Source organism: Pseudomonas congelans, from assembly GCF_900103225.1.
GTDB lineage: Bacteria > Pseudomonadota > Gammaproteobacteria > Pseudomonadales > Pseudomonadaceae > Aquipseudomonas > Aquipseudomonas congelans.
The window spans coordinates 65,671-89,438 of sequence record NZ_FNJH01000005.1 but is presented as its reverse complement, the minus strand read 5'-3'; the positions used below and the strand labels follow the sequence as shown (position 1 = coordinate 89,438).

At 59.2% G+C, this 23,768-nt stretch carries 23 protein-coding genes; 17 read left to right on the top strand and 6 right to left on the bottom strand.

The window, feature by feature from the left end:
• Positions 1-60 precede the first annotated feature (60 nt).
• Complete coding sequence (ygfZ, locus tag BLR20_RS17675) at positions 61-1,002, bottom strand: CAF17-like 4Fe-4S cluster assembly/insertion protein YgfZ (RefSeq protein WP_054993460.1); 942 nt, start codon at positions 1,000-1,002, stop codon at positions 61-63.
• Between the two features lie 152 nt (positions 1,003-1,154).
• On the opposite strand from ygfZ, the gene BLR20_RS17670 reads away from it, so the two are divergent.
• Together BLR20_RS17670 and BLR20_RS17665 are read left to right on the top strand one after the other, a co-directional pair.
• Positions 1,155-1,409, top strand: a complete 255-nt coding sequence (locus BLR20_RS17670) for an FAD assembly factor SdhE (protein ID WP_010435042.1) — start codon at positions 1,155-1,157, stop codon at positions 1,407-1,409.
• A complete protein-coding gene (locus tag BLR20_RS17665; RefSeq protein ID WP_010435040.1) occupies positions 1,393-1,857 on the top strand; it encodes a protein YgfX in 465 nt (154 codons plus the stop codon). The genes BLR20_RS17670 and BLR20_RS17665 overlap by 17 nt, the downstream gene beginning before the upstream one ends.
• Here BLR20_RS17665 and nadB read toward each other — a convergent pair.
• Complete coding sequence (gene nadB, locus BLR20_RS17660) at positions 1,826-3,442, bottom strand: L-aspartate oxidase (RefSeq protein WP_054993452.1); 1,617 nt, start codon at positions 3,440-3,442, stop codon at positions 1,826-1,828. The two genes, BLR20_RS17665 and nadB, sit on opposite strands and share 32 nt — an antisense overlap.
• Before the next feature lie 497 nt (positions 3,443-3,939).
• On the opposite strand from nadB, the gene rpoE reads away from it, so the two are divergent.
• The 11 genes from rpoE (at position 3,940) to pdxJ (ending at position 14,292) form a co-directional block, all read left to right on the top strand.
• The gene (rpoE, locus tag BLR20_RS17655; RefSeq protein ID WP_002554912.1) at positions 3,940-4,521 is read left to right on the top strand and encodes an RNA polymerase sigma factor RpoE/AlgU; all 582 of its coding nucleotides are present in this window, start codon (positions 3,940-3,942) and stop codon (positions 4,519-4,521) included.
• Between the two features lie 33 nt (positions 4,522-4,554).
• Positions 4,555-5,145 (top strand): anti sigma-E factor RseA C-terminal domain-containing protein, encoded by a 591-nt coding sequence (locus BLR20_RS17650; protein ID WP_003405339.1) that lies wholly within the window; start codon positions 4,555-4,557, stop codon positions 5,143-5,145.
• Between the two features lie 8 nt (positions 5,146-5,153).
• Positions 5,154-6,113 carry a MucB/RseB C-terminal domain-containing protein gene (locus tag BLR20_RS17645; protein WP_054993451.1) on the top strand — a complete coding sequence of 320 codons (960 nt, stop codon included), beginning with the start codon at positions 5,154-5,156 and terminating at the stop codon, positions 6,111-6,113.
• 299 nt (positions 6,114-6,412) lie between these two features.
• On the top strand, positions 6,413-7,843 hold the full coding sequence (locus BLR20_RS17640) for a DegQ family serine endoprotease (RefSeq protein WP_390175902.1): 1,431 nt from the start codon (positions 6,413-6,415) through the stop codon (positions 7,841-7,843).
• A gap of 171 nt (positions 7,844-8,014) precedes the next feature.
• Positions 8,015-9,811 carry a translation elongation factor 4 gene (lepA, locus tag BLR20_RS17635; protein ID WP_003413009.1) on the top strand — a complete coding sequence of 599 codons (1,797 nt, stop codon included), beginning with the start codon at positions 8,015-8,017 and terminating at the stop codon, positions 9,809-9,811.
• A 9-nt stretch (positions 9,812-9,820) separates the two neighbouring features.
• Complete coding sequence (gene lepB / locus BLR20_RS17630) at positions 9,821-10,675, top strand: signal peptidase I (RefSeq protein WP_010431579.1); 855 nt, start codon at positions 9,821-9,823, stop codon at positions 10,673-10,675.
• A 114-nt stretch (positions 10,676-10,789) separates the two neighbouring features.
• The gene (locus BLR20_RS17625; RefSeq protein WP_010431582.1) at positions 10,790-11,167 is read left to right on the top strand and encodes a DUF4845 domain-containing protein; all 378 of its coding nucleotides are present in this window, start codon (positions 10,790-10,792) and stop codon (positions 11,165-11,167) included.
• A complete protein-coding gene (gene rnc / locus BLR20_RS17620; protein WP_002554906.1) occupies positions 11,164-11,853 on the top strand; it encodes a ribonuclease III in 690 nt (229 codons plus the stop codon). Before BLR20_RS17625 ends, rnc begins: the two co-directional genes overlap by 4 nt.
• A complete protein-coding gene (gene era, locus BLR20_RS17615; RefSeq protein WP_010431585.1) occupies positions 11,846-12,748 on the top strand; it encodes a GTPase Era in 903 nt (300 codons plus the stop codon). The genes rnc and era overlap by 8 nt, the downstream gene beginning before the upstream one ends.
• Positions 12,749-12,808: 60 nt before the next feature.
• Positions 12,809-13,492, top strand: a complete 684-nt coding sequence (gene recO / locus BLR20_RS17610; protein ID WP_003413003.1) for a DNA repair protein RecO — start codon at positions 12,809-12,811, stop codon at positions 13,490-13,492.
• 59 nt (positions 13,493-13,551) lie between these two features.
• The gene (pdxJ, locus tag BLR20_RS17605; protein WP_010431588.1) at positions 13,552-14,292 is read left to right on the top strand and encodes a pyridoxine 5'-phosphate synthase; all 741 of its coding nucleotides are present in this window, start codon (positions 13,552-13,554) and stop codon (positions 14,290-14,292) included.
• A gap of 8 nt (positions 14,293-14,300) precedes the next feature.
• Here the strand turns inward: pdxJ and cmoB are convergent, their stop codons facing one another.
• The 4 genes from cmoB to lon form a co-directional block, all read right to left on the bottom strand.
• Positions 14,301-15,260: a tRNA 5-methoxyuridine(34)/uridine 5-oxyacetic acid(34) synthase CmoB gene (cmoB, locus tag BLR20_RS17600; RefSeq protein ID WP_054993450.1), complete on the bottom strand. Its 960-nt coding sequence runs from the start codon at positions 15,258-15,260 to the stop codon at positions 14,301-14,303.
• Positions 15,257-16,000 carry a carboxy-S-adenosyl-L-methionine synthase CmoA gene (gene cmoA, locus BLR20_RS17595; RefSeq protein ID WP_054993449.1) on the bottom strand — a complete coding sequence of 248 codons (744 nt, stop codon included), beginning with the start codon at positions 15,998-16,000 and terminating at the stop codon, positions 15,257-15,259. The genes cmoB and cmoA overlap by 4 nt, the downstream gene beginning before the upstream one ends.
• A 100-nt stretch (positions 16,001-16,100) precedes the next feature.
• On the bottom strand, positions 16,101-16,493 hold the full coding sequence (locus BLR20_RS17590) for a protease inhibitor I42 family protein (RefSeq protein WP_054993448.1): 393 nt from the start codon (positions 16,491-16,493) through the stop codon (positions 16,101-16,103).
• Positions 16,494-16,690: 197 nt separating this feature from the next.
• On the bottom strand, positions 16,691-19,108 hold the full coding sequence (lon, locus tag BLR20_RS17580; RefSeq protein ID WP_010431600.1) for an endopeptidase La: 2,418 nt from the start codon (positions 19,106-19,108) through the stop codon (positions 16,691-16,693).
• 181 nt (positions 19,109-19,289) lie between these two features.
• Between lon and BLR20_RS17575 the strand changes: the two genes are divergently transcribed.
• The 4 genes from BLR20_RS17575 to BLR20_RS17560 are packed head-to-tail and all read left to right on the top strand — an operon-like array spanning position 19,290 to position 23,622.
• Complete coding sequence (locus BLR20_RS17575) at positions 19,290-19,961, top strand: methylamine utilization protein (protein WP_010431604.1); 672 nt, start codon at positions 19,290-19,292, stop codon at positions 19,959-19,961.
• A complete protein-coding gene (locus BLR20_RS17570) occupies positions 19,961-22,315 on the top strand; it encodes a putative bifunctional diguanylate cyclase/phosphodiesterase (protein ID WP_054993447.1) in 2,355 nt (784 codons plus the stop codon). Before BLR20_RS17575 ends, BLR20_RS17570 begins: the two co-directional genes overlap by 1 nt.
• 3 nt (positions 22,316-22,318) lie before the next feature.
• Entirely contained in the window at positions 22,319-23,194 is an 876-nt protein-coding gene (locus BLR20_RS17565; RefSeq protein ID WP_054993446.1) for a DUF3034 family protein, read from the top strand.
• The gene (locus tag BLR20_RS17560) at positions 23,194-23,622 is read left to right on the top strand and encodes a group I truncated hemoglobin (RefSeq protein WP_054993445.1); all 429 of its coding nucleotides are present in this window, start codon (positions 23,194-23,196) and stop codon (positions 23,620-23,622) included. Before BLR20_RS17565 ends, BLR20_RS17560 begins: the two co-directional genes overlap by 1 nt.
• The last annotated feature ends 146 nt before the right edge of the window (positions 23,623-23,768 follow it).

Below are 23,768 nucleotides of genomic sequence, written 5' to 3'. Positions count from 1 at the left end.
GAGCGCCAGGGTGTACTGGATCGCTCTAAAGACACTAGGAAGCTGAATGTGTTCGTCTGACTAGCGCTGAGTTTCGAGTTTGCTGTCCAGTGTGTAGGGCAGTTCACTCATTTGCAGCGCTGCACCTTCTGGCGAGCCAAGATTGATACGGCCGTCTTCTGCCGCATCACCCTGCAATACCGCGAGCAGTTCGATGTGCTGCCCGTCCTGTGCAGCCATGACGACGTTGCCCACCGCGCTGGCGTGCACCGGTGAAAACACTGCCGTACCGGGTTGCGGGATCTCTTCGCCGCTCAGGGTCAGGCGGTAAAGCCTGCGCTTGAGTTTGCCAAGATATTGCATTCTGGCAACGATTTCCTGGCCGGTGTAGCAGCCTTTCTTGAAGCTGACGCCGCCAACCGCTTGCAGATTGATCATCTGTGGAATGAATTCTTCGCGTGTGCTGCCGAACACCTGGCCGATGCCGACACGTATCTGGCCCAGCAACCAGTCATTCAACGGGGCTTCGCTCAACTGCGCTGCCAGACGCGATTTGATGCTGTCTGCCTGCCCGCTGCGCACCCAGAGCTCGGTCCGGCCTGGCGAGACGCGGATCGCGATCAGATCATCGGCGCGCACCACGCTGTCGGTTTCCTGTGGCAGATCCAGCCCCAGGCTCACCAGTGCAGCGTCCCCGTCCTGCAGGCCGAAGCGCACCCAGTCTGCGCTTTCGTCCGTAAGCTTCGATTTGGAGAACACTGCGTATTTGCGCAGATCGAGCAATTGCGCCTCGATCAGCTCGCTGGCCATCGCCAGCAGGCAGCCGTCGCCTTCGAACACGATGCGGAAACTCGACTGCATCCGGCCTTTCTGCGTGCAACGGGCACCCAGGCTGGATGTTTCTTCATTCAGATAATTGAGGTTGCACGTCAGCTGACCCTGAAGAAACTTGCTGGCATCCACGCCGCGAACGGCGAGAACGCCCTCATGGGTTAGCGTGCAGAAAAAAGCTGTGTGGGCCATGGTCATCGCAGATTGGGAAAAAAGTCCGGGGGCACATCATAGTGCCGAGTCGAGGATATGCATACGGGTACATGAAAACTGCTGCGACCAATGCGAGATTCGCGCGCCCGGCTCACGGCTGTATACTTGCCGCCTACTTTGAGGAGCGCTCCATGGTCGAAGACGTTGAACTCAACCGCCTTTACTGGCACAGCCGCCGCGGCATGCTTGAACTGGACGTGCTGCTGGTGCCGTTTGTCCGTGAGGTCTATCCACATTTGAACGACGCAGACCGCGATTTGTACCGCCGTCTGCTGACCTGTGAGGATCAGGACATGTTCGGCTGGTTCATGCAGCGTGCCGAATCCGAAGATGCTGAATTGCAGCGTATGGTTCGCATGATTCTGGACCGTGTCCAGCCCCAGTGATCGCTTCGAATGTCACTGGCAGGCCTCGCGTCTGCTGGTGGCGGCGTATCTGGCGGTCCAGTGTCTGGCACTGGTCGCGTTGTACTGGCTGGACATCGCTGGGTGGGCTGCGGCGCTGGTTGCGCTGATATGTCTGGCGCACGCTGCCTGGGTGGTGCCACGCTCTATCCTGCTCACTCATCCGGCGGCATTCACCGCACTCAAGCGCGATCATCAAGGCTGGCAGTTGTGCAATGTGCGCGACGGCTGGCAGCCTGTGCAGTTATGCCCGGACAGTCTCGCGCTGCCGTGGATGGTCATTCTGCGTTTTCGACCGATTATCGCCGGTCGGCCAGGGCGATCGATAAAGAGCTGCTGCATCCCGTGTGATGCACTGACGCCGGACATTCACCGACGCCTGCGTGTGCGGTTAAAGTTCAGCCGGCATAAGTGGGCGGTACCAGAATAGTGTCCAGCGCCTCCGGCAACATACCGGGGTAGTCCAGCGTGTAGTGCAGTCCACGGCTTTCCTTGCGCTGCATGGCCGAACGGATCATCAGTTCCGCTACCTGCGCCAGGTTGCGCAACTCGATCAGGTCACGGCTGACTTTGTAGTTGCTGTAAAACTCGTCGATCTCATCCAGCAGCAAGCGGATGCGGTGTTGAGCGCGCTGCAGGCGTTTGTTGGTGCGCACAATGCCGACATAGTCCCACATGAACCGTCTCAGCTCGTCCCAGTTGTGCGCAATGATCACGTCCTCGTCCGAGTCGGTGACCTGGCTGGCGTCCCAGGCCGGAAGGTCGGCCGGCATCTGCACGTCAGCCAGTTGCTTCTCGATGTCTGCGGCGGCCGATCGGGCATAGACGAAACACTCCAGCAACGAGTTGCTGGCCATGCGGTTGGCGCCATGCAGGCCCGTGAAGCTGGTCTCGCCGATGGCGTACAGCCCCGGCACATCGGTATGCCCCTTGCTGTCCACCATCACGCCGCCGCAGGTGTAGTGCGCGGCGGGTACCACTGGAATCGGCTCGCGAGTGATGTCGATGGAAAACTCCAGGCAGCGTTCATAGACGGTTGGGAAGTGCGTCTTGATGAAGGCTTCCGGTTTGTGGCTGATGTCCAGATACACACAGTCGATGCCCAGTCGCTTCATTTCATGGTCTATCGCGCGGGCCACGATATCGCGCGGGGCCAGTTCTGCGCGCTTATCGAAGCGCTGCATGAAGCGCTCACCGTCAGGCAGCTTGAGGTAGGCCCCTTCACCGCGAAGTGCTTCGGTGATCAGAAAGCTCTTGGCCTGTGGGTGATACAGGCAAGTGGGATGAAACTGGTTGAACTCAAGGTTTGCTACGCGGCAACCGGAACGCCAGGCCATGGCGATGCCGTCGCCGCAGGCGCCGTCAGGGTTGCTGGTGTACAGGTAGACCTTGGCTGCGCCGCCGGACGCCAGGATCGTGAAGCGCGCGCTGTAAGTATCCACTTCGCCACTGTTGCGATTGAGCACGTACGCGCCAAGACAGCGCTGGCCTTGCAGGCCGAGACGGCGTTCGGTGATCAGGTCGATGGCTGCGCGCTGCTCGAGCAGTTCGATATTAGGGCGTTTGATTGCCTGTTCCAGCAGGGTGCGAAAGATGGCTGCACCCGTTGCATCCGCAGCATGGATGATCCGCCGATGGCTATGTCCGCCTTCGCGCGTCAGATGAAATTCAAATCCGCTCTCATCGGTGTCTGCTTCATCGCCCCGGGTAAAAGGGACGCCTTGATCGATCAGCCATTGAATCGCCTCGCGGCTGTGTTCGACGGTGAAGCGCACAGCGTCTTCATTGCAAAGGCCGCCGCCTGCATTCAGCGTGTCCTCAACATGAGACTGCACGGTATCGGTGTCATCCAGTACTGCCGCAACACCGCCCTGCGCCCAGAAGGTCGAGCCATTGGCGAGGTCACCTTTGCTCAGGACTGCAATCCGCAGGTGGTCGGGAAGGGTCAGTGCCAGGCTCAACCCGGCAGCGCCGCTGCCGATTACCAGTACGTCATGCTGAAAATGTTGACTCATCTGCGAATTCTGCCCTTGGCGACCACTAGTATAAGTATTGGGGTAACGGCACAATAGCCTCGCCTACATGGCAATGTGAGACCACGGCGGGTCTGGATTGTGCTCCAGTCCCGGACGGCATGCCTATTGTTTTCCTTTTGTTCGGTTGCTGGAAATGCTCCAGTGCGTTGATTCAATGGAACTTTATGCAGTTTGAGGCTCACGCCGGCGATTGTGTCAATGGAACTTTTTGTAAAGAACCATGCTCAATAGCAGGTTGCCTACACGGGAACAGCGTCTATTTCGCAGGGTTAGATAAGTGATCATCAACTGCGAAACTGGCGACAAGACTATTCGCGCAGCCGACCGTGTCGAGCTGCGTTTTTCGTGCACGCTTTATGATGGCTTGCAGGAAACTTGCTTGAAGGGGGAGAACTTTTGCGAAAAGCCCGAGTCTATGTTTGCAAGCCTGAACACTATCAGTTTCAACACTCCTTCATGCTCAACGAGGAGTGTTCATGCTAACCCAGGAAGAGGATCAGCAGCTTGTCGAGCGCGTACAACGTGGCGATACGCGAGCATTTGATCTGTTGGTGCTGAAGTATCAGCACAAAATTCTAGGATTGATCGTGCGATTCGTGCACGACACCCATGAGGCTCAAGACGTTGCACAGGAAGCCTTTATCAAGGCGTACCGTGCGCTCGGAAATTTTCGCGGTGACAGTGCTTTCTATACCTGGCTGTACCGCATCGCCATTAACACGGCGAAGAACTATCTGGTTTCGCGAGGTCGGCGACCACCGGATAGCGATGTAAGGTCTGAAGACGCGGAGTTCTACGACGGCGATCACGGCCTCAAGGACATCGAGTCGCCGGAGCGTGCATTGTTGAGGGATGAGATCGAGGGCACCGTCCATCGGACCATCCAGCTTCTCCCGGAAGATTTACGTACGGCACTAACTTTACGTGAATTCGATGGTCTGAGTTATGAAGACATTGCGAGCGTCATGCAGTGTCCTGTTGGTACCGTGCGCTCTCGGATCTTCCGCGCTCGGGAAGCCATCGATAAAGCCCTGCAGCCGTTGTTGCAGGAATCCTGAGACAGCGGCGATAGCCCAAGAGAGGAACCCGCCATGAGTCGTGAAGCCCTGCAGGAATCGCTGTCCGCGGTACTTGATAACGAAGCGGACGAACTGGAATTACGTCGGGTATTGAATGCCATTGACGATGCCGATACTCGCGCCACCTGGTCGCGCTACCAAGTTGCTCGTGCAGCCATGCACAAAGAGTTGCTGGTCCCTCATCTGGATATTTCGGCTGCTGTATCTGCCGCGATCGCCGATGAAGTCAGCCCGCTCAAGGCAGCTCGCGGTCCTTGGCGTACGCTGGGTCGCCTGGCCGTTGCAGCGTCGGTTACCGTCGCAGTTCTGGCCGGTGTCCGCCTGTACAACCAGGACGACATTGCCGGTGCACAGCTGGCACAGCAGACCCAACAGCCTGCCAACCTGACTGTTCCGCAAGTGAAAGGCCCGGCCGTACTGGCTGGCTACACTGAAAGCGCCGAGCAAGCGCCTGGTCCTATGGCCAATGGTGTATTGCAGGGCGGTGGTCAAGGTGACCAGCGTCTGCCGGGCTATCTGCGCCAGCACGCTCAGGAAGCCGCGTTGAAAGGTACTGAAAGCGCGCTGCCTTACGCACGTGCTGCGAGTCTGGAAAACCGTTAAGGAGGATCATGCGAGCCGTCCCTCTACTGCCATTACTGCTTGGTGGATGGCTTGCCCTCCCGGTACAGGCTGATGATGCGCAAGACGCTATCAATCGTCTTGCCAAGGTTGATCAGCAGCAAAGCTATCAAGGTACGTTTGTATACGAGCGCAACGGTAGTTTTTCTACCCATCGAATCTGGCACCGCATAGCGGACGGCCATATTCAGGAGCGCTTGCTGCAGCTTGACGGCTCTGCCCAGGAAGTATTGCGTGTTGACGGGCTCACTCACTGCGTCAGCGGCACGCTTGAAGCGGGTGTGGCCAATCCGGCCGACTCTTCCGCCCGTGCATTCGATGTCAAAAGACTTTCCGCCTGGTACGACATGAAAATTGCCGGCAAATCCAGAGTGGCCGGTCGTCAGGCAACTATCGTTGCGCTGTCCCCCAAGGACCAGCACCGATACGGCCTCGAACTGCACCTGGATAATGAAACCGGCCTCGTGCTCAAGTCGCTTCTGTTGAGTGAGAAGGGGCAACTGCTCGAGCGTTTTCAGTTTACCGATCTTGATACCGCCAGCGTCCTGTCCGAGCAGATGCTCAAAACCAGTCCCGACTGCAAGCCTGTTTCCGTGGTGAAGACCAAGCCCGAGGCCTCCATAAGCCCGGTTGCCTGGCATTCCGACTGGCTGCCGCCGGGCTTTGACGTCAGCAGCAGTGGCGTGCGCAAGGACTCTTCTACGCAGTCGCCTGTGACACATCTCATGTACAGCGACGGTCTGGCGCGTTTTTCGGTGTTCATCGAAGCGGTGAAAGGCGGGGCTTCTTCGGATATTCGCACCCAGCTAGGCCCGACAGTGGCCGTGTCGCGCCGTCTGACAACGCCGCAGGGCGACATGATGGTGACGGTCGTCGGAGAAGTCCCGATGGGTACTGCGGAGCGCATAGCATTGTCGATGCGTAACGACGAACCTTCAGCCAATAAATAAACATTTGGAGTCACGGCTCTCAGGATGTAAAAATTTTCATCCTGGGTTACAGAAGCCGCCAGGCCGCACTCGACCTGGCTTGAGCAAAGGCGCTGAAATGTTTGGTGAGGTTTGCAGATTGCAAAAGCTCTGTTTTTTTTCTATAGGTCACAGCCTCGCAGCTCTGGCCTTTTGTCGTTTCCAGAGGCCATGTCGCTGATCCAGAGATGAGCATCGCTGCTTGAGGTCTTTGAATCGGTTGCTTCGGACTGCTTAATTTTTTCCTCGTTACGAACGGGAGCCATATGTCGATACCACGCATGAAATCCTACTTTTCATTGATTGCCGCTGTGCTGATGCTCGGTCAGGTTGTTACGGCTCATGCCGAAAACCTGCCGGACTTCACCGGGCTGGTCGAGCAGGCATCGCCCGCGGTGGTGAATATCAGTACGCGCCAGAAGTTGCCGGACCGTGCCGTCGCCAATCAGCAGATGCCTGATCTGGAAGGCCTGCCGCCGATGCTTCGCGAGTTTCTCGAGCGCAGCATGCCGCCGGGTTCGCGTCCGCCAGGCTCTGGTGCAGGCAAGGGTGATCGCCAGCGTGAGGCTCAGTCCCTCGGCTCGGGCTTCATCATCTCCCCTGACGGCTACGTTCTGACCAACAATCATGTGATCGATGGTGCTGACGAGATTCTCGTACGCCTGTCCGACCGCAGCGAGTTGAAGGCCAAGCTGGTCGGTACCGATCCGCGTACCGACGTTGCTGTCCTGAAAATCGACGGCAAGGATCTGCCGACCGCCAAACTGGGCAATTCCAATACGCTCAAGGTTGGCGAATGGGTTCTGGCGATCGGCTCGCCGTTCGGCTTCGATCACTCCGTGACCAAGGGTATCGTCAGTGCCAAAGGGCGCAGCCTGCCTAACGACACCTATGTGCCGTTCATCCAGACCGACGTTGCCATCAACCCGGGTAACTCGGGTGGACCGCTGTTCAACATGGCTGGCGAGGTCGTCGGGATCAACTCGCAGATCTTCACTCGCTCCGGTGGCTTCATGGGCCTGTCGTTCGCGATTCCGATCGACGTCGCCATGGATGTAGCCAACCAGCTCAAGGCTAACGGCAAAGTCAGCCGCGGCTGGCTGGGTGTGGTCATCCAGGAAGTGAACAAGGACCTGGCCGAGTCGTTTGGCCTGGACAAGCCTGCCGGCGCGCTGGTTGCACAAGTGCTTGAAGACGGCCCGGCTGCCAAGGGCGGCGTGCAGGTGGGTGACGTGATTCTGAGCGCCAACGGCCAGCCAATCGTCATGTCGGCTGACCTGCCGCACCTGATCGGCAACCTCAAGGACGGCAGCAAGGCCGAACTTGAAGTGATTCGTGACGGCAAGCGTCAGAAGCTCACGGTCACCGTCGGCGCACTGCCTGATGAAGGTCAGGAAATGGGCGATGTTGGCGGTACGGGTGCCGAGCGCAGCAGCAATCGCCTGGGCGTATCGGTGATCGAGTTGACCGCCGAGCAGAAGAAGTCCCTGGACCTCAAAGGTGGCGTCGCCATCAAGGAAGTCACAGGCGGTCCGGCTTCGCTGATCGGTCTGCAGGCGGGTGATGTCATCACCCATCTGAACAACCAGGCGATCACGTCCAGCAAGCAGTTCACCGAGGTGGCGAAAAGCCTGCCCAAGGATCGCTCTGTCTCGATGCGCGTTCTGCGTCAGGGGCGTGCGACCTTCATCACCTTCAAGCTGTCCGAGTAACCGGTCGGTTTAAGCGGAAAGGGTGGCCATGGCCACCCTTTTTTGTGCCCGTTTGTTTACCGTGCGCCGATCCGGGTGCCTGTAAGCGTGACGCCTCTTGCTTAGTTCAGGTACAATTCCCGGCTATTTTTCGGCGGGCAATCTGCCTGCAACCTTTTTGAGTGTTGATCCGTGAGTGATTTGAGTCATATCCGCAATTTCTCCATCATCGCCCACATTGACCATGGCAAGTCGACGCTGGCCGACCGCTTCATTCAAATGTGCGGCGGCCTGACCGAGCGCGAAATGGAAGCGCAGGTGCTCGACTCCATGGATCTTGAGCGCGAGCGCGGGATCACCATCAAGGCCCATAGCGTCACCCTGTATTACAAGGCCAAAGACGGTATCACCTACCAGCTGAACTTCATTGACACCCCCGGGCACGTCGACTTCACCTACGAAGTCAGCCGCTCTCTGGCCGCGTGCGAAGGTGCGTTGCTGGTGGTCGATGCAGGGCAGGGCGTCGAGGCGCAATCGGTCGCCAACTGCTACACCGCCATCGAGCAGGGCCTTGAGGTCATGCCGGTACTGAACAAGATGGACTTGCCGCAGGCCGATCCGGACCGCGTCAAGGAAGAGATCGAGAAGATCATCGGCATCGACGCCACCGATGCCGTGGCGTGCAGCGCCAAGAGCGGCATGGGCGTGGACGAGGTCCTCGAGCGTCTGGTCGCGACCATTCCGGCACCGACCGGCAATATCGAAGACCCGCTGCAGGCGTTGATCATCGACTCCTGGTTCGACAACTACCTGGGCGTCGTGTCTCTGGTACGTGTTCGCCACGGTCGCGTCAAAAAGGGCGACAAGATTCTCGTCAAGTCGACCGGCAAGCTGCATCTGGTCGACAGCGTGGGCGTGTTCAACCCCAAGCACTCCGCGACCGTCGATCTGAAAGCGGGCGAAGTAGGCTTCATCATTGCCGGCATCAAGGACATTCACGGTGCGCCGGTCGGTGACACCCTGACCCTGAGCACCACGCCAGACGTGGACGTGCTGCCCGGCTTCAAGCGTATTCAGCCGCAAGTCTATGCAGGTCTGTTCCCGGTCAGTTCGGACGACTTCGAAGACTTCCGTGAAGCGCTGCAAAAGCTGACCCTGAACGACTCTTCACTGCAATACCTGCCCGAGAGCTCCGACGCGCTGGGCTTCGGCTTCCGCTGTGGCTTCCTCGGCATGCTGCACATGGAGATCATCCAGGAGCGCCTTGAGCGTGAGTACAATCTCGACCTGATCACCACCGCACCAACCGTAATCTTCGAGCTGTTGCTCAAGACCGGCGAAACGATTTACGTCGATAACCCTTCCAAGCTGCCTGACCTGTCGGCCATCGAAGACATGCGCGAGCCCATCGTTCGCGCAAATATTCTTGTGCCGCAGGAGCACCTGGGCAACGTCATTACGTTGTGCATCGAAAAACGTGGCGTACAGCACGACATGCTGTTCCTCGGCACGCAGGTTCAGGTGAGCTACGATTTGCCGATGAACGAAGTGGTTCTGGACTTCTTCGATCGTCTCAAGTCTGTCAGCCGCGGTTATGCTTCGCTGGATTATCATTTTGATCGCTACCAGTCGGCCAACCTGGTCAAGCTCGACGTTCTGATCAACGCCGAGAAGGTCGACGCCCTGGCCCTGATCGTTCACCGCGACAACGCACACTACAAAGGGCGTGCGTTGACCGAGAAGATGAAAGAGCTGATCCCTCGACAGATGTTCGACGTGGCAATTCAGGCGGCTATCGGCGGTCAGATTGTGGCCCGGACAACCGTCAAGGCGCTTAGAAAGAACGTATTGGCCAAATGCTACGGCGGTGACGTCAGCCGCAAGCGTAAATTGCTGGAGAAGCAAAAGGCCGGTAAGAAACGCATGAAGCAGGTCGGCAACGTGGAAATTCCACAGGAAGCCTTCCTTGCAGTGCTCAGGTTGGAATAGTCAGGTCCTATGTCACTAAATTTCCCGCTGTTGTTGGTCATCGCTGTCTTCGTCTGTGGCGTGCTTGCACTGATTGATCTGGTCATCCTGGCGCCTCGTCGCCGGGCTGCCATTTCCAACTATCAGGGCAGCGTGGGCGAACCTGACATTGCTGTCGTGGAGCGCTTGAACAAGGAGCCTTTGCTGGTCGAGTACGGTAAATCGTTCTTCCCGGTGTTGTTCATCGTGCTGGTGCTTCGTTCGTTTCTGGTCGAGCCGTTCCAGATTCCTTCGGGCTCCATGAAGCCGACGCTGGATGTGGGGGATTTCATTCTGGTCAACAAGTTCGCGTATGGCATTCGCCTGCCGGTACTGGACCAGAAAGTGATTCAGATCGGTGATCCGCAGCGTGGCGACGTGATGGTGTTCCGCTATCCGAGCGACCCGAGCGTCAATTACATCAAGCGTGTCGTCGGTCTGCCGGGTGATCGTATCCGCTACACCAGCGACAAGCGTTTGTTCGTCAATGGTGAGCTGGTGGCCAAGAAGCTGATCGGCACCGAGCCCGGTACACTGGGCAGCGCGGAGCTCTATGAAGAGCAGCTGGGCGAAGTCGAACATCAGATCCGTCAGGAAATGAGCCGTTACCGCGCGCCGCCTGACAGTGAATGGACAGTGCCTGCCGCGCACTACTTCATGATGGGCGACAACCGTGACAACTCCAACGACAGCCGTTACTGGGATGATCCCAACATTCCCAAGGACGAACTGGGCATGGTCCCGGACAAGAACATCGTAGGCAAGGCGTTCGCGGTGTGGATGAGCTGGCCCGAGCCGAAACTGAGCCACTTCCCCAATTTTGTGCGCGTAGGGCTGATCAAGTAATCGATGCGGCGCTGCCTGAGCAGCGCCGCATGTCATTCGGGCTGACTGGAAACGCCTCTGAAGCATGAGTCGACCCGGTCAGGAGGCGTTGTACTCTTGAGGTCGAAGTCGAACATGACGTTCTCTACTTCTCAAAAAGGCTTTTCTCTCGTGGGCTGGCTGTTGGTGCTGGCGCTGGTCGCGTTTGCGACGAGCACGGCCTTCAAGCTGGTCCCGCATTACCTCGACTACATGACGATGAAGAAAATCATCGAAGCGGTCGACACCAACAAGACCCTGGACATCACCACGGTCGACGATTTTTACGGTTATGTCGGTAAGAACATGCAGGTCAACAGCATTCGGGATATAGATTTGAACAAGGCGTTGAAAGTGACGGTGGAGAACAATGCGTTCCAGGCTCATTTGAACTATGAGCAGCGTGAACCGTGGTTCCAGAACATCGATCTGGTGTTGAAGTTCGACAAGCAATTCAGCGTGGGTAAACCGTGAGCGTATCCTTGAGCCGCCTTGAGCGTCAGCTCGGCTACACCTTCAAGGATCAGGAGCTGATGGTCCTGGCCCTGACCCATCGCAGTTTTGCCGGTCGCAACAATGAGCGTCTGGAGTTTCTCGGTGATGCCATTCTCAACTTCGTGGCCGGCGAGGCGCTGTTCGAGCGTTTCCCCCAGGCTCGCGAAGGCCAGTTGTCCCGCTTGCGGGCGCGGCTGGTGAAGGGCGAAACCCTGGCGTTGCTGGCCCGTGGTTTCGATCTGGGCGAGTACCTGCGCCTTGGCTCGGGCGAGTTGAAAAGCGGTGGTTTCCGGCGTGAGTCGATTCTCGCCGACGCGCTTGAGGCACTGATCGGGGCGATCTATCTGGATGCAGGCATGGAGGCGGCGCGCGAGCGCGTCCTGGCCTGGCTGACAACCGAGTTTGACAGCCTGACGCTGGTGGACACCAACAAGGACCCCAAGACCCGACTGCAGGAATTCCTCCAGTCGCGGGCCTGCGAACTGCCGCGTTACGAGGTGGTGGATATCCAGGGCGAACCGCATTGCCGGACGTTTTTCGTCGAATGCGAGATCAACCTATTGAATGAAAAAAGCCGAGGACAGGGTGTCAGCCGCCGGATTGCCGAACAGGTAGCCGCCGCAGCAGCACTCATCGCCCTGGGCGTGGAGAACGGTCATGAATGATACAACCGCAACACGCTGTGGCTATGTTGCCATTGTCGGCCGTCCCAACGTAGGCAAGTCCACGCTGCTTAACCACATTCTCGGCCAGAAGCTCGCGATCACCTCGCGCAAGCCGCAGACCACGCGCCACAACATGCTGGGCATCAAGACCGAGGGCACGGTGCAGGCCATCTATGTCGATACTCCCGGCATGCACAAGAATGGCGAGAAAGCGCTCAACCGTTACATGAACAAGACTGCTTCGGCGGCGCTGAAGGACGTCGACGTGGTCATCTTCGTCGTCGATCGCACCCGCTGGACAGACGAAGACCAGATGGTTCTGGAGCGCGTTCAGTATGTCCAGGGGCCGGTCATCCTGGCGATCAACAAGACCGATCGCATCGAGGACAAGAGCGACCTGATGCCGCATCTGGAGTGGCTGCAGGGCCAGCTGCCGAATGCGTCCATCGTGCCGATCTCCGCGCAGCATGGTCACAACCTCGAAGCGCTGGAAAGCCTGATTGCCTCGCACCTGCCCGAGAATGACCATTTCTTCCCGGAAGACCAGATCACCGATCGCAGCAGCCGCTTTCTGGCTGCCGAACTGGTTCGCGAGAAGATCATGCGCCAGTTGGGTGCCGAGCTTCCGTACCAGATCACCGTCGAGATCGAAGAATTCAAACAGCAGGGCCGCACCCTGCATATCCACGCGCTGATTCTCGTCGAGCGCGACGGGCAGAAGAAGATCATCATTGGCGACAAGGGCGATCGCATCAAGCGCATCGGCAGTGATGCGCGTCGTGATATGGAATTGCTCTTCGATTCCAAGGTGATGCTCAACCTGTGGGTCAAGGTCAAAGGTGGCTGGTCCGATGACGAGCGCGCACTGCGTTCCCTTGGCTACGGCGACCTCTAAGCTGTCCTTTCGCCTGACCTTCCCATGGTCGGGCGAACACTTCCCTTTCGAGCCAGCCTGATGAGCACGCCTACCGGCCAACCTGCTTATGTGCTCCACAGTCGTGCGTATCGCGAAAACAGCGCGCTGGTCGACTTCCTCACGCCTCAGGGCCGTCTGCGTGCCGTGCTGCGCAGTGCCAAGGGCAAGGCGGGTTCGCTGGCACGCCCGTTCGTGCCCCTCGAGGTCGAGTTTCGAGGGCGGGGCGAGCTGAAGAACGTCGGTCGCATGGAAAGCGCAGGCGTCGCTACCTGGATGACCGGCGAGGCGCTGTTCAGCGGCATGTACCTCAACGAACTGCTGATTCGCCTGTTGCCTGCCGAAGACCCTCATCCTGCCGTGTTCGAACATTACGCTGCCACGTTGCTGGCCCTTTCTCTGGGGCGTCCGCTGGAGCCGTTGCTGCGTTCGTTCGAATGGCGGCTGCTGGATGACCTGGGCTATGGCTTCGCGATGGACGCCGACATCAACGGCGAACCGCTGGCCATTGATGGCATGTATCGCCTGCAGGTCGATGCCGGGCTCGAGCGTGTGTACCTGCTTCAGCCCGGTCTGTTTCAGGGCGCGGAATTGCTGGCCATGTCCGAAGCAGACTGGAGCGTGCCCGGCGCGCTGTCCGCTGCCAAGCGTCTGATGCGTCAGGCGCTGGCGGTTCACCTGGGCGGTCGCCCGTTAGTCAGTCGTGAACTGTTTCGCAAGCCTTGATCAGGCTTTATGCTCTACAGCCTGCTTCGATCAGCTCGCCCATTTTTCTGGAGACCCTCGTGACCCAAAGCACTCGTATCCTTCTCGGCGTGAACATCGACCACGTAGCCACCTTGCGCCAGGCCCGTGGCACGCGCTACCCGGACCCGGTCAAGGCTGCCCTGGATGCCGAAGAGGCAGGCGCCGACGGCATCACCGTTCACCTGCGTGAAGACCGCCGCCACATTCAGGAGCGCGACGTCCTGCTGCTCAAGGACGTCTTGCAGACGCGCATGAATTTCGAGATGGGCGTGACCGAAGAAATGCTCGCCTTTGCCGAACGCATTCGTCCTGCGCATATCTGTCTGGTGCCTGAAACACGGCAGGAACTGACCACCGAAGGCGGTCTGGATGTGGCCGGGCAGGAAGCGCGGATCAAGGCGGCGGTCGAGCGACTGGCGAAGATTGGCTGCGAGGTCTCGCTGTTCATCGATGCCGACGAGCGTCAGATCGCCGCTTCAAAGCGCGTCGGTGCGCCGGCCATCGAACTTCATACCGGGCGCTATGCCGACGCTCACACCCCGACTGAAGTCGCTGAAGAGCTGCAGCGGGTTGCCGACGGCGTAGCGTTTGGTCTCGCTCAAGGGCTGATCGTCAATGCCGGTCACGGCCTGCATTATCACAACGTTGAAGCGGTCGCAGCGATCAAGGGCATCAACGAACTGAACATCGGCCACGCGCTGGTGGCTCATGCTCTGTTCGTCGGCTTCAAGGCGGCAGTGGCCGAGATGAAGGCGTTGATCGTGGCGGCAGCCAGATAACTCATCCCTCAGGGCTTGCGCCCCACGATCACCGCACGCATGGGCGCTGGCAGTCCTTCGACAGTCTTGCTGTGATCGCTGGGGTCCAGATAGTCGCTCAGGGACTGGAAGCGCATCCACTCGGTGCTGCGTTGCTCGTCGACCGTCGTGTGGCTGACGTCGACGCAACGCACATCGGTGAAACCGGCACGGCGCATCCATAGCTCCAGAGCAGGCACTGAAGGCAGGAACCAGACGTTGCGCATCTGCGCATAACGATCCTCCGGAACCAGCACCTGATGGACATCGCCCGGCACTACCAGGGTTTCCATCACCAGCTCGCCGCCTTTTACCAGGCAGTCTTTCAGGGCCAGCAGGTGGTCGATGGGGGATTTGCGGTGGTACAGCACGCCCATCGAGAACACCGTGTCGAAGCCTTCAAGATTGGCGGGCAAGTCTTCCAGCGCGAACGGCAAGTGCCAGGCGGGCAGATCAGGCAGATAGCGCTGCATGGCCTGAAACTGACAGAAGAACAGCCAGTTGGGGTCGACCCCGATCACGCTGTCGGCCCCGGCGCCAAGCATGCGCCATTGGTAATAACCGTTACCGCAGCCGACATCCAGAACGCGTTTGCCCTTCAGGTCCAGGTGTGGCGAAACCCGCGACCACTTCCAGTCCGAGCGCCATTCGGTGTCGATGTGCACGCCGAACACATTGAACGGCCCCTTGCGCCACGGTGACAGGCCCAGTAAGGCCTTGCGCAGGACGGTGCGGGTCTCGCCGTTGCACTCGGCCTCCAGGGTGAAGCTGTCGATCAGATCGATTCGCTCGGGCTGCAGGTCGGGCAAGGCATCCAGCGCACTTTGCCATCGCTGCAGGTCACCATGACCCTTGGCCATCTTGGTGTCGAGCTGGGCCTGCAGGCCATTGGCCCAATCGGCCAGAGGGGTTCCCGCCAGACGACGGACGAGGGGAGCGAGATCAATCATGGCAGGGCAATCAACGAGATGAAGTTAAGGCATTGAAACCAGGGCACTACCTTGGAAAAACCTGCAGCAAGCAGGCGTTGGCGGTGTTCTTCGAGGCTGTCGGGTTTCATGACGTTTTCGATGGCGCTGCGCTTCTGGGCGATTTCCAGGTCGCTGTAGCCGTTGGCGCGTTTGAAGGCGATGTGCAGGTCTGTCAGCAGAGCCTGTTCCTGCTGGTCATCGAAGCGCAGTTTTTCCGAGAGGATCAGCGCGCCGCCGGGCACCAGTGCGTCACGAATGCGACCGAGCAATGCCAGACGCTGTTCGGGGGCGATGAATTGCAGGGTGAAGTTCAGCGCCACTACCGAGGCGGGTTTGAATTCCAGTGCGAGGATATCGCCTTCGAGTACTTGCACCGGCAACAACTCCTGAAACATGGAGTCCTGAGCGTTGAGGTATTCACGGCAACGTTCGACCATGGCACTGGAGTTGTCTATCGCGATGACCTCACATCCCTCGCCACGTACATGGCGACGCAGGGCCTGAGTGACGGCGCCCAGAGAACTGCCCAGGTCATAGAGCACAGTGTTTGGCTGCGCAAATTGCGCAGCCAGCACACCCAGGTTTTCGACAATCGTCGGATAACCGGGCACCGAGCGTTTGATCATGTCCGGGAATACCCGCACCACGTCTTCGTTGAAGGCGAAGTCAGGCACCTGGGGCAGCGGCTGGGCGAAAATGCGGTCGGTTTCTTTGCTCACGGCGGTTCCGGCGAAGGCTTTGAAAAGCGGGCATTCTAGCCAAGTTGCTGCCGGGATGCATGGTGCAGTGCGTCTTGTCGGACAAGCCGCGCGCAGAGCCTCACTTCACGCTGATGGCGCACTCGAAGGTCTGCTCCGGGGCGACTTCGGGTGCCCAGGGTTGCTGATAGACCATCATCAGCCGTCCGGTCCCGGCATCGGTGGCCTTGAAGCGCCAGACCGATTGCCCATCGTTGCCGACCATCTCCTTGCTCTCGGCGTTGGCATACACCTCAGGCCCCAGGCTGCGCAGGATATTCTGGGCCGGGTTCTGGGTCAGCCAGCGAAAGCCGGTGGTCGGGTTGCTGGGCAGCGTCAGAATCAGCGTCTGTCCGGGCGTGAGTGTCAGCGGGCAGTCGCTTTGCGTGTCGATGGACACAATGTTTTTCGGCGTCTGGGCGCACGCCGTCAGCAGCGCAAGACTCAGCGGGGCAATGAAACGGGCAGGGGTCATGGCAAGTTCCGGTATTGCGAGACGAGGCGCAAGGATAACTGATCGGAGTTTTGTGGGGGAGTACGACAGGTGTCGCGCTCTGGATCGGACGCAGAGCGTCCAGAACTGCATTCCCACGCTGGAGCGTGCGGTACGAGAGGCGCCCGATAGAACACCTCTCGTGCCAATTCAGCGTGGGGCCTGCCTATTATCAAGCTCTAGAACAACACCTTCACCACATCCGCAAAGCGTTTGGCGAAGTGCACCGTAATGCCTTCCTTGAGATAGTCCGGCAGTTCTTCGAAGTTGCCGCGGTTAGGCTCGGGCAGGATCAGTTCATGGATCTTCTGGCGGCGTGCGGCGATGACTTTTTCGCGTACGCCGCCGATGGGCAGTACGTGCCCGGTCAGGGTCAGTTCGCCGGTCATGGCGACACCTTTTTTCGGCGGCTGGTTGCGGGCCAGGGACAGCAGGGCGCTGGCCATGGTCACGCCCGCACTCGGGCCGTCTTTCGGGGTGGCACCTTCGGGGACGTGTACGTGCACGAACGCCTCATCGAAGAACTTCGCGTCGCCACCAAACTTCGACAGATTGGCGCTGACGTAGCTGTAGGCAATTTCGGCCGACTCCTTCATCACATCGCCCAATTGCCCGGTCAGCTTGAAGCCGCGGTTGAGCGTATGAATGCGCGTCGCCTCGATCGGCAGGGTAGCGCCGCCCATGCTGGTCCAGGCAAGACCGGTGATTACGCCAGTGCCGGACAGCACCTGCTCGCTGCGGAACACCGGCATGCCCAGCGACGCTTCGAGGTCTTTCGGCCCGATCTTGATCACCGAATCGGGCTCGTCCAGCAGTTTGACCACCGCCTTGCGCACCAGCTTGCCAAGTTGCTTCTCCAAGTGCCGCACACCGGCTTCGCGAGCGTAGCCTTCGATGACGGCGCGCAGAGCGCTGTCGCTGATGCTCAGTTTGTTTTTCGCAACGCCGGCTTTCGCCAGTTGCTTGGGCCACAAGTGGCGTTTGGCAATCGCCAGTTTTTCTTCAGTGATATAGCCGGACAGGCGAATCACTTCCATCCGGTCGAGCAGCGGACCGGGTATCGAGTCCAGGGTATTGGCGGTGCAGACGAACAGCACTTTCGACAGGTCCAGACGCAGGTCCAGATAATGGTCGAGGAATTCGACGTTCTGTTCCGGGTCCAGGGTTTCCAGCAGTGCAGATGCCGGGTCGCCCTGATAGCTCTGGCCCATCTTGTCGATTTCATCGAGCATGATGACCGGGTTCATGACTTCAACGTCTTTCAACGCCTGTACCAGCTTGCCCGGTTGCGCACCGATGTAGGTACGGCGGTGGCCCTTGATTTCGGCCTCGTCGCGCATGCCGCCCACGCTCAGGCGATAGAATGGCCGCCCCAGCGACTCGGCAATCGAGCGCCCGACACTGGTCTTGCCCACGCCTGGAGGGCCGACCAGCAGCACGATCGAACCGCTGATTTCACCTTTGTAGGCACCCACCGCAAGGAATTCCAGAATCCGCGCCTTGATGTCGTCGAGCCCGGCATGGTGCTGATCGAGTACCTTGCGCGCGTGCTTGAGGTCCAGCTTGTCGGCGCCATAGATGCCCCATGGCAGCGAGCTGGTCCAGTCCAGGTAATTGCGTGTCACGGCGTATTCGGGCGAGCCGGTTTCCAGCACCTTGAGCTTGCCGATTTCTTCGTCGAACTTCTTGCGTGCCTGTGGTGGCAGGGTCTTGCCCTCCAGACGCTGCTCGAACTGTTCGATGTCAGCGCTGCGATCGTCCTTGCTCAGGCCCAGCTCCTGCTGAATGACCTTGAGCTGTTCCTTGAGGAAGAACTGGCGCTGATGCTCGCCGATCTTGCGATTCACCTCGGCAGAGATTTCCTTCTGCAGGCGTGCAACCTCGACTTCCTTGCGCAGCATCGGCAGGACTTTTTCCATGCGCCTGAGCATCGGCACACAGTCGAGTACTTCCTGCAGCTCTACACCAGTGGCCGAGGTCAGGGCAGCGGCAAAGTCGGTGAGCGGCGAGGGGTCATTGGGGCTGAAACGGTTGAGATAATTCTTCAGCTCTTCGCTGTACAGCGGGTTGAGCGGCAGCAATTCCTTGATCGCGTTGATCAGGGCCATGCCGTAGGCCTTCACTTCATCGGTCGGCTCATTGGGCTGCTGCGGGTATTCGACTTCTACCAGATACGGCGGGCGGTGATGCTTGAGCCAGGTACGGATGCGCACACGACTCAGGCCCTGCGCGACGAACTGTAAACGACCATTTTCGCGACTGGCGTGGTGAACCTTGACCAGAGTGCCATACTCGGGGAGCGCGTCGGTCTTGAAGTGGCGTGGATCTTCCTGTGGAGTGTCCATGAAAAACAGCGCCAGCGAATGATGCTCGGACTTGCTGACCAGCTCCAGCGTTTCGGCCCACGGCTCCTCATTGACGATGACAGGCAGGACCTGCGCAGGAAAGAAAGGACGGTTGTGGATCGGAATGATGTAAACCTTGTCGGGCAGGTTCTGGCCGGGCAAGGCCAGCGAGGTGCTATTGGAACTCAGAGACACGTCGTGCTCGTCTGCGTCATTGGGCAAGTCTGGCGAGTCTGTCTGCTGGTCGTTCATGGGGCACCTGAGAAGTTGAACATGGCTCTTAGATGGGGCGGTGGCTCTCAGGTTTCAATAGTCTTGGTCGATAGTCTGTAACGCGGTTGGAAAATCGCTATTTATGAGTCGTTGGGCCTGTCAGGTGGAAAAGAGCGGGCTTATTTCATTTACGGCGCTGCCGTTATGGGTTGAATCAGGTATGACCAACGTATTTATATCGGCATTGCTGGCCGGACTGTGCTTAGCCTCGGCTGCGAGCGCCTCGGCTTCTACCTTTATCGCGCAGGTGAATGACAAGGAAGGCAAGCCTCTTGCAGATGCGGTGGTAACCCTTAAAGGGCCGCCCGATCCTTCACCCGTTGCGTTGAAAGCGTCGATGGATCAGCGTGATCAGGAGTTTGCGCCACATGTGCTGGCCATCCACACCGGCACGCAGGTCAAGTTTCCCAACAGCGACAACATTCGCCACCAGGTCTACTCCTTTTCTCCGGCCAAGCGCTTCGAGCTGCGACTTTACGAGGGCACGCCCTCGGATCCGCTGTTGTTCGACAAGCCCGGCGTGGTGGTGCTGGGCTGTAACATTCACGACTGGATGGTCGGTTACATCTACGTCACCGACGATTCATGGTTCGGCGTGACCGACAGCAACGGCCAGCTCAAACTCGATCAGCTGCCCGCCGGGCACTACAACGCCACCCTCTGGCACCCGCAGATCGCGGACATGCAGCCGGTAGCGGGCGGCGAGTTCGAGGTGCCTGCCGCCGGGCTCACCCGGCGTTTCAACCTCGCGGTCGAAATGCAGGCCGAGGACAAACCCGGCAAGCCCGCACCTGGCGGCTTCGGTGACGCTTTCCACAAGGCCACGCATTAATGAAATTTAAAGCCAGCTTTCAGGCGCGCATCGCCGGGGTGCTGATTGCTCTGTTGCTGATTGTCGTGAGTGCGGTCTATCTCGCCGTCAAGGTTGCAACAGACGAGGCGGTGCGTACCCAGGCCCAGGCGCAACTGGAGGTGGGCAGTCGTGTGTTCGAACGGCTGATCGATCTGCGCGGCAAACGTCTGCGTGACACCGTGCAATTGGTGGCAGCCGATTTCGGCTTTCGCGACGCCGTGGCCAGTGCCGATTCCTCGACCATCCGATCGGTGTTGCTCAACCATGGCAAACGCATCAATGCCAGCGACATGTTCCTGTTGGGTATGGATGGCGTGGTGATTGCCAGCACCGTACCGAAAGTCCCCGAGGGTTCCAGGTTTGTCTATGACCAGGCGCTGCGCAGCGCCAAACGTGCCGGTCAGTCAGTGCTCATCGTGCCCGGCGGCGGAGACCCTCATTTGCTGGTGGAGAGCACCGTTCTCGCGCCATTGCCGATCGGCCGTGTGGTAATGGGCTTTACCATCGACAGCGATATTGCCGAAGAACTGCGCTCGCTCAGCGGTCTGGAAGTGTCCTTTCTCACCGTAGAGGACGGCAAGACCGGTGATCTGATCAGTACCCAGCCAGAGGCTCTGCACGCCGGCCTGATCGAGCTGATGCGCAGCTCATCGGAAGGCCAGATGCTGCTGACCGAACAGTCGAACCTCAACTTTCTCAGCCAGACCCTGATGCTCGCCAACACCAGCAATGGCGGCGACGGGCAGGTCATCGCGCTGTTGCAGAGCCCTCTGGACAAGGCTTATCAGGCATTCGCGCCACTGAATCAAAAGATCTTCTGGATTTCCATGGCCGCTCTGGTGGCTTCGCTGATCGGCACACTGGCGCTGGCGCGAAGCGTCTCGCTGCCGGTTCAGGCCCTGGCCACGGCGGCCAAACGTATTGGTGATGGCGATTATAAAACCCCGGTCACCCTGGTTCGCAGTGATGAGCTGGGCATGCTCGCCGAGGCGATCAACACCATGCAGCAGGGCATTGCGGTGCGCGAGGGGCAGTTGGCCCACAATGCCCTGCACGACAACCTGACCGGGCTGCCCAACCGTGCGCTGGTGATGGAGCGTCTGGGCAGTTCGATTGCCGCAGATCGTGCGGTTGCCCTGTTATCTCTGAGTGTCGAAAACCTCGTCACGATCAGCGAAAGCGTGAGCGCCGAAGGTGTGGACCAGTTGTTGCGACAGGTGGGCCAGCGCCTGCAAGGCAATCTGCGCGCCGGCGATACCGTCGCGCGTCTGGGGGCCAATGAGTTTCTGCTGCTGCTGGACAACACAGCCAGCGATGGCGCGGTGGGCATGGCTGACGCTGTGCAGCGTCTGCTCAGTGAGCCGCAGCGTATCGACAATCATGAGCTGGAGCTTGAGTGCTGCATTGGTATCACGGTATACCCGGAACACGGTGATTCCGCCCAGGAATTGCTCAGCCGTGCGGTAATTGCCCGCAAGGACGCCGCGTTCCTTCCCGGTCGCCTGCAGATCTATCAGGACGGTCGTGACCTGGCCCACCAGCGACAGATCACGCTCATTCGTGACCTGCGCAAGGCCGCGCAGAATGGCGAATTGATGCTGCATTACCAGCCCAAGCTGGATATCCGTCAGGGCTATGTACGTCAGGCCGAAGCGCTATTGCGCTGGGCTCATCCGCAGTTCGGCAGTGTCTCGCCCGCCGAATTCATCGTCCTCGCCGAGCGCACCGGGAGCATTTACCTGCTGACCAACTGGGTGATCGAAGAGGCGATGCGCCAACTGGCCGAATGGCGTCAGCGCGGACTGGTCCTGCAGGTGTCGGTGAACATTTCCGCGAACGACCTGCTGGGCGATGACCTGGTCGGCTATGTCGTGAAACTGCTCAAGCAATACGCCGTGCCTGCCGAACAACTGTTATTCGAGATCACCGAAAGTGCAGTCATGAGCGAACCGGAAAAGGCACTGATCGTACTGCATCGATTGCGCGATTGCGGCATCAGCCTGTCGATCGACGATTTCGGCACCGGTTACTCGTCATTGGCTCACTTGAAGCGTCTGCCCGTGCAGGAGCTGAAAATCGATCAGTCTTTCGTGCGCAATCTGGATGAAACCAGCGAAGACGCGGTGATCGTGCGGTCGACCATTGAAATGAGCCACAACCTCGGACTGAAGGTGGTGGCAGAGGGTGTCGAGTATCAACACAGCCTGGACCTGCTCCGGCGTTGGCACTGCGATACGGCCCAGGGTTACCTGATCAGTCGACCGCTGACGGCGTCGGCGTTCGAGGCATGGATTGCCACGTACCAGACCTCACCCGGTCTTATGGTGAATTAACCCATGTTGCACAAAACATCGCTGCTGTTGGGGTCTTTGCTGGTGGGCATGGCGGGCGTCGATCCGACGCCCGCCATGGGCGACAACGGCCGGCTGATCGCCACGGGCGGCGCGACCAGCATTGAAGGCAGCGCCGGCGGCGGTATCACCCCGTGGGCGGTGATCACCGGGTACAGCGAGCAGGGCGAGTGGGGCGCTACCGCTTTCGCCACGCACGTGAATCTGCCGGACTACAACCTCGATGTGGCGGGCCTGGCGGTCGCCTATGGCAACCGCTTGGAGTTGTCCTATGCGCATCAGCGTTTCGATATCAGCAACCTGCAGCACAGACTCAGCCTGCCGGACGATAACCTCAGTCAGGACGTGTTCGGCGTCAAGGTGCGGCTGTTCGGCGACCTTATCTACGAAAGCCTGCCGCAGGTTTCTCTGGGTGTGCAGTACAAGCATCAGAACGATTTCCTGATTCCCAGCCTGGTCGGCGCCCGGCGTGACTCGGATGTCGAAGGCTACCTGACGGCCAGCCGGTTGTTCATGGGCGCGGCGTTCGGCTACAACGTTGTGGTCAACGGCGGCGTGCGCTACAGCCGCGCCAACGAAACCGGACTGTTGGGGTTCGGCGGCGATCGGCGCGACAGCCGCAGCCTGCTCAAGGAGGGTTCGGTAGCCGTGCTGTTCAATCCGCGCTGGGCGCTGGGCGTCGAATATCGCGAGAAGCCGGACAACCTGTCGTTTGCAGGCGAGAGCGACTGGGCCGATGTGTTTCTCGGCTATTTTCCCAATAAGCACCTGTCTGTGGTCCTGGCCTATGCACGCCTGGGCGAAATCGCCACGCTGGACAACCAGAACGGCACCTATCTGTCTGTGCAGGGAAATTTCTGATGAGGCGCTTGCTGATAGCCATGATGCTGACGCTACTGACCGGTTGCGCGCAGCAGCAACAGCCACCTGTGGATGACAGCCTCTATCAGGGGCTGGGCCAGCGTGCCGGTATCCAGCGCATCGTCGAAGGCATGCTGATAAACGTGGCCAAGGATCAACGTATCGTCGAGCACTTCAAGAAAGTCGACATCGTGCGTCTGCGCGACAAACTGGTCGAGCAACTCTGCGTCGAGTCCGGCGGCCCGTGCCGCTATAGCGGCGACAGCATGGCCGAGGCGCACAAGGGCCAGAACCTGACGCCCAGCGACTTCAACGCGCTGGTCGAAAACCTCATCGCCTCGATGGACACCGAAAAGGTGCCGGTCCCCGTACAAAACCGCCTCATCGCCCGACTGGCACCGATGCGCGGTGAAGTGATCGGCAAGTAATCCGTAGCGCTGAAGTACACACTAACTATCGTGCCAATGCTCCGCGTTCAAGATCGGACGCAGAGCGTCCAGAACAGCGTTCCCACGCTGGAGCGTGCGGAACGATAATCTTCAGGGAGAGCACTTTCGCGAGAACACTATCGTGC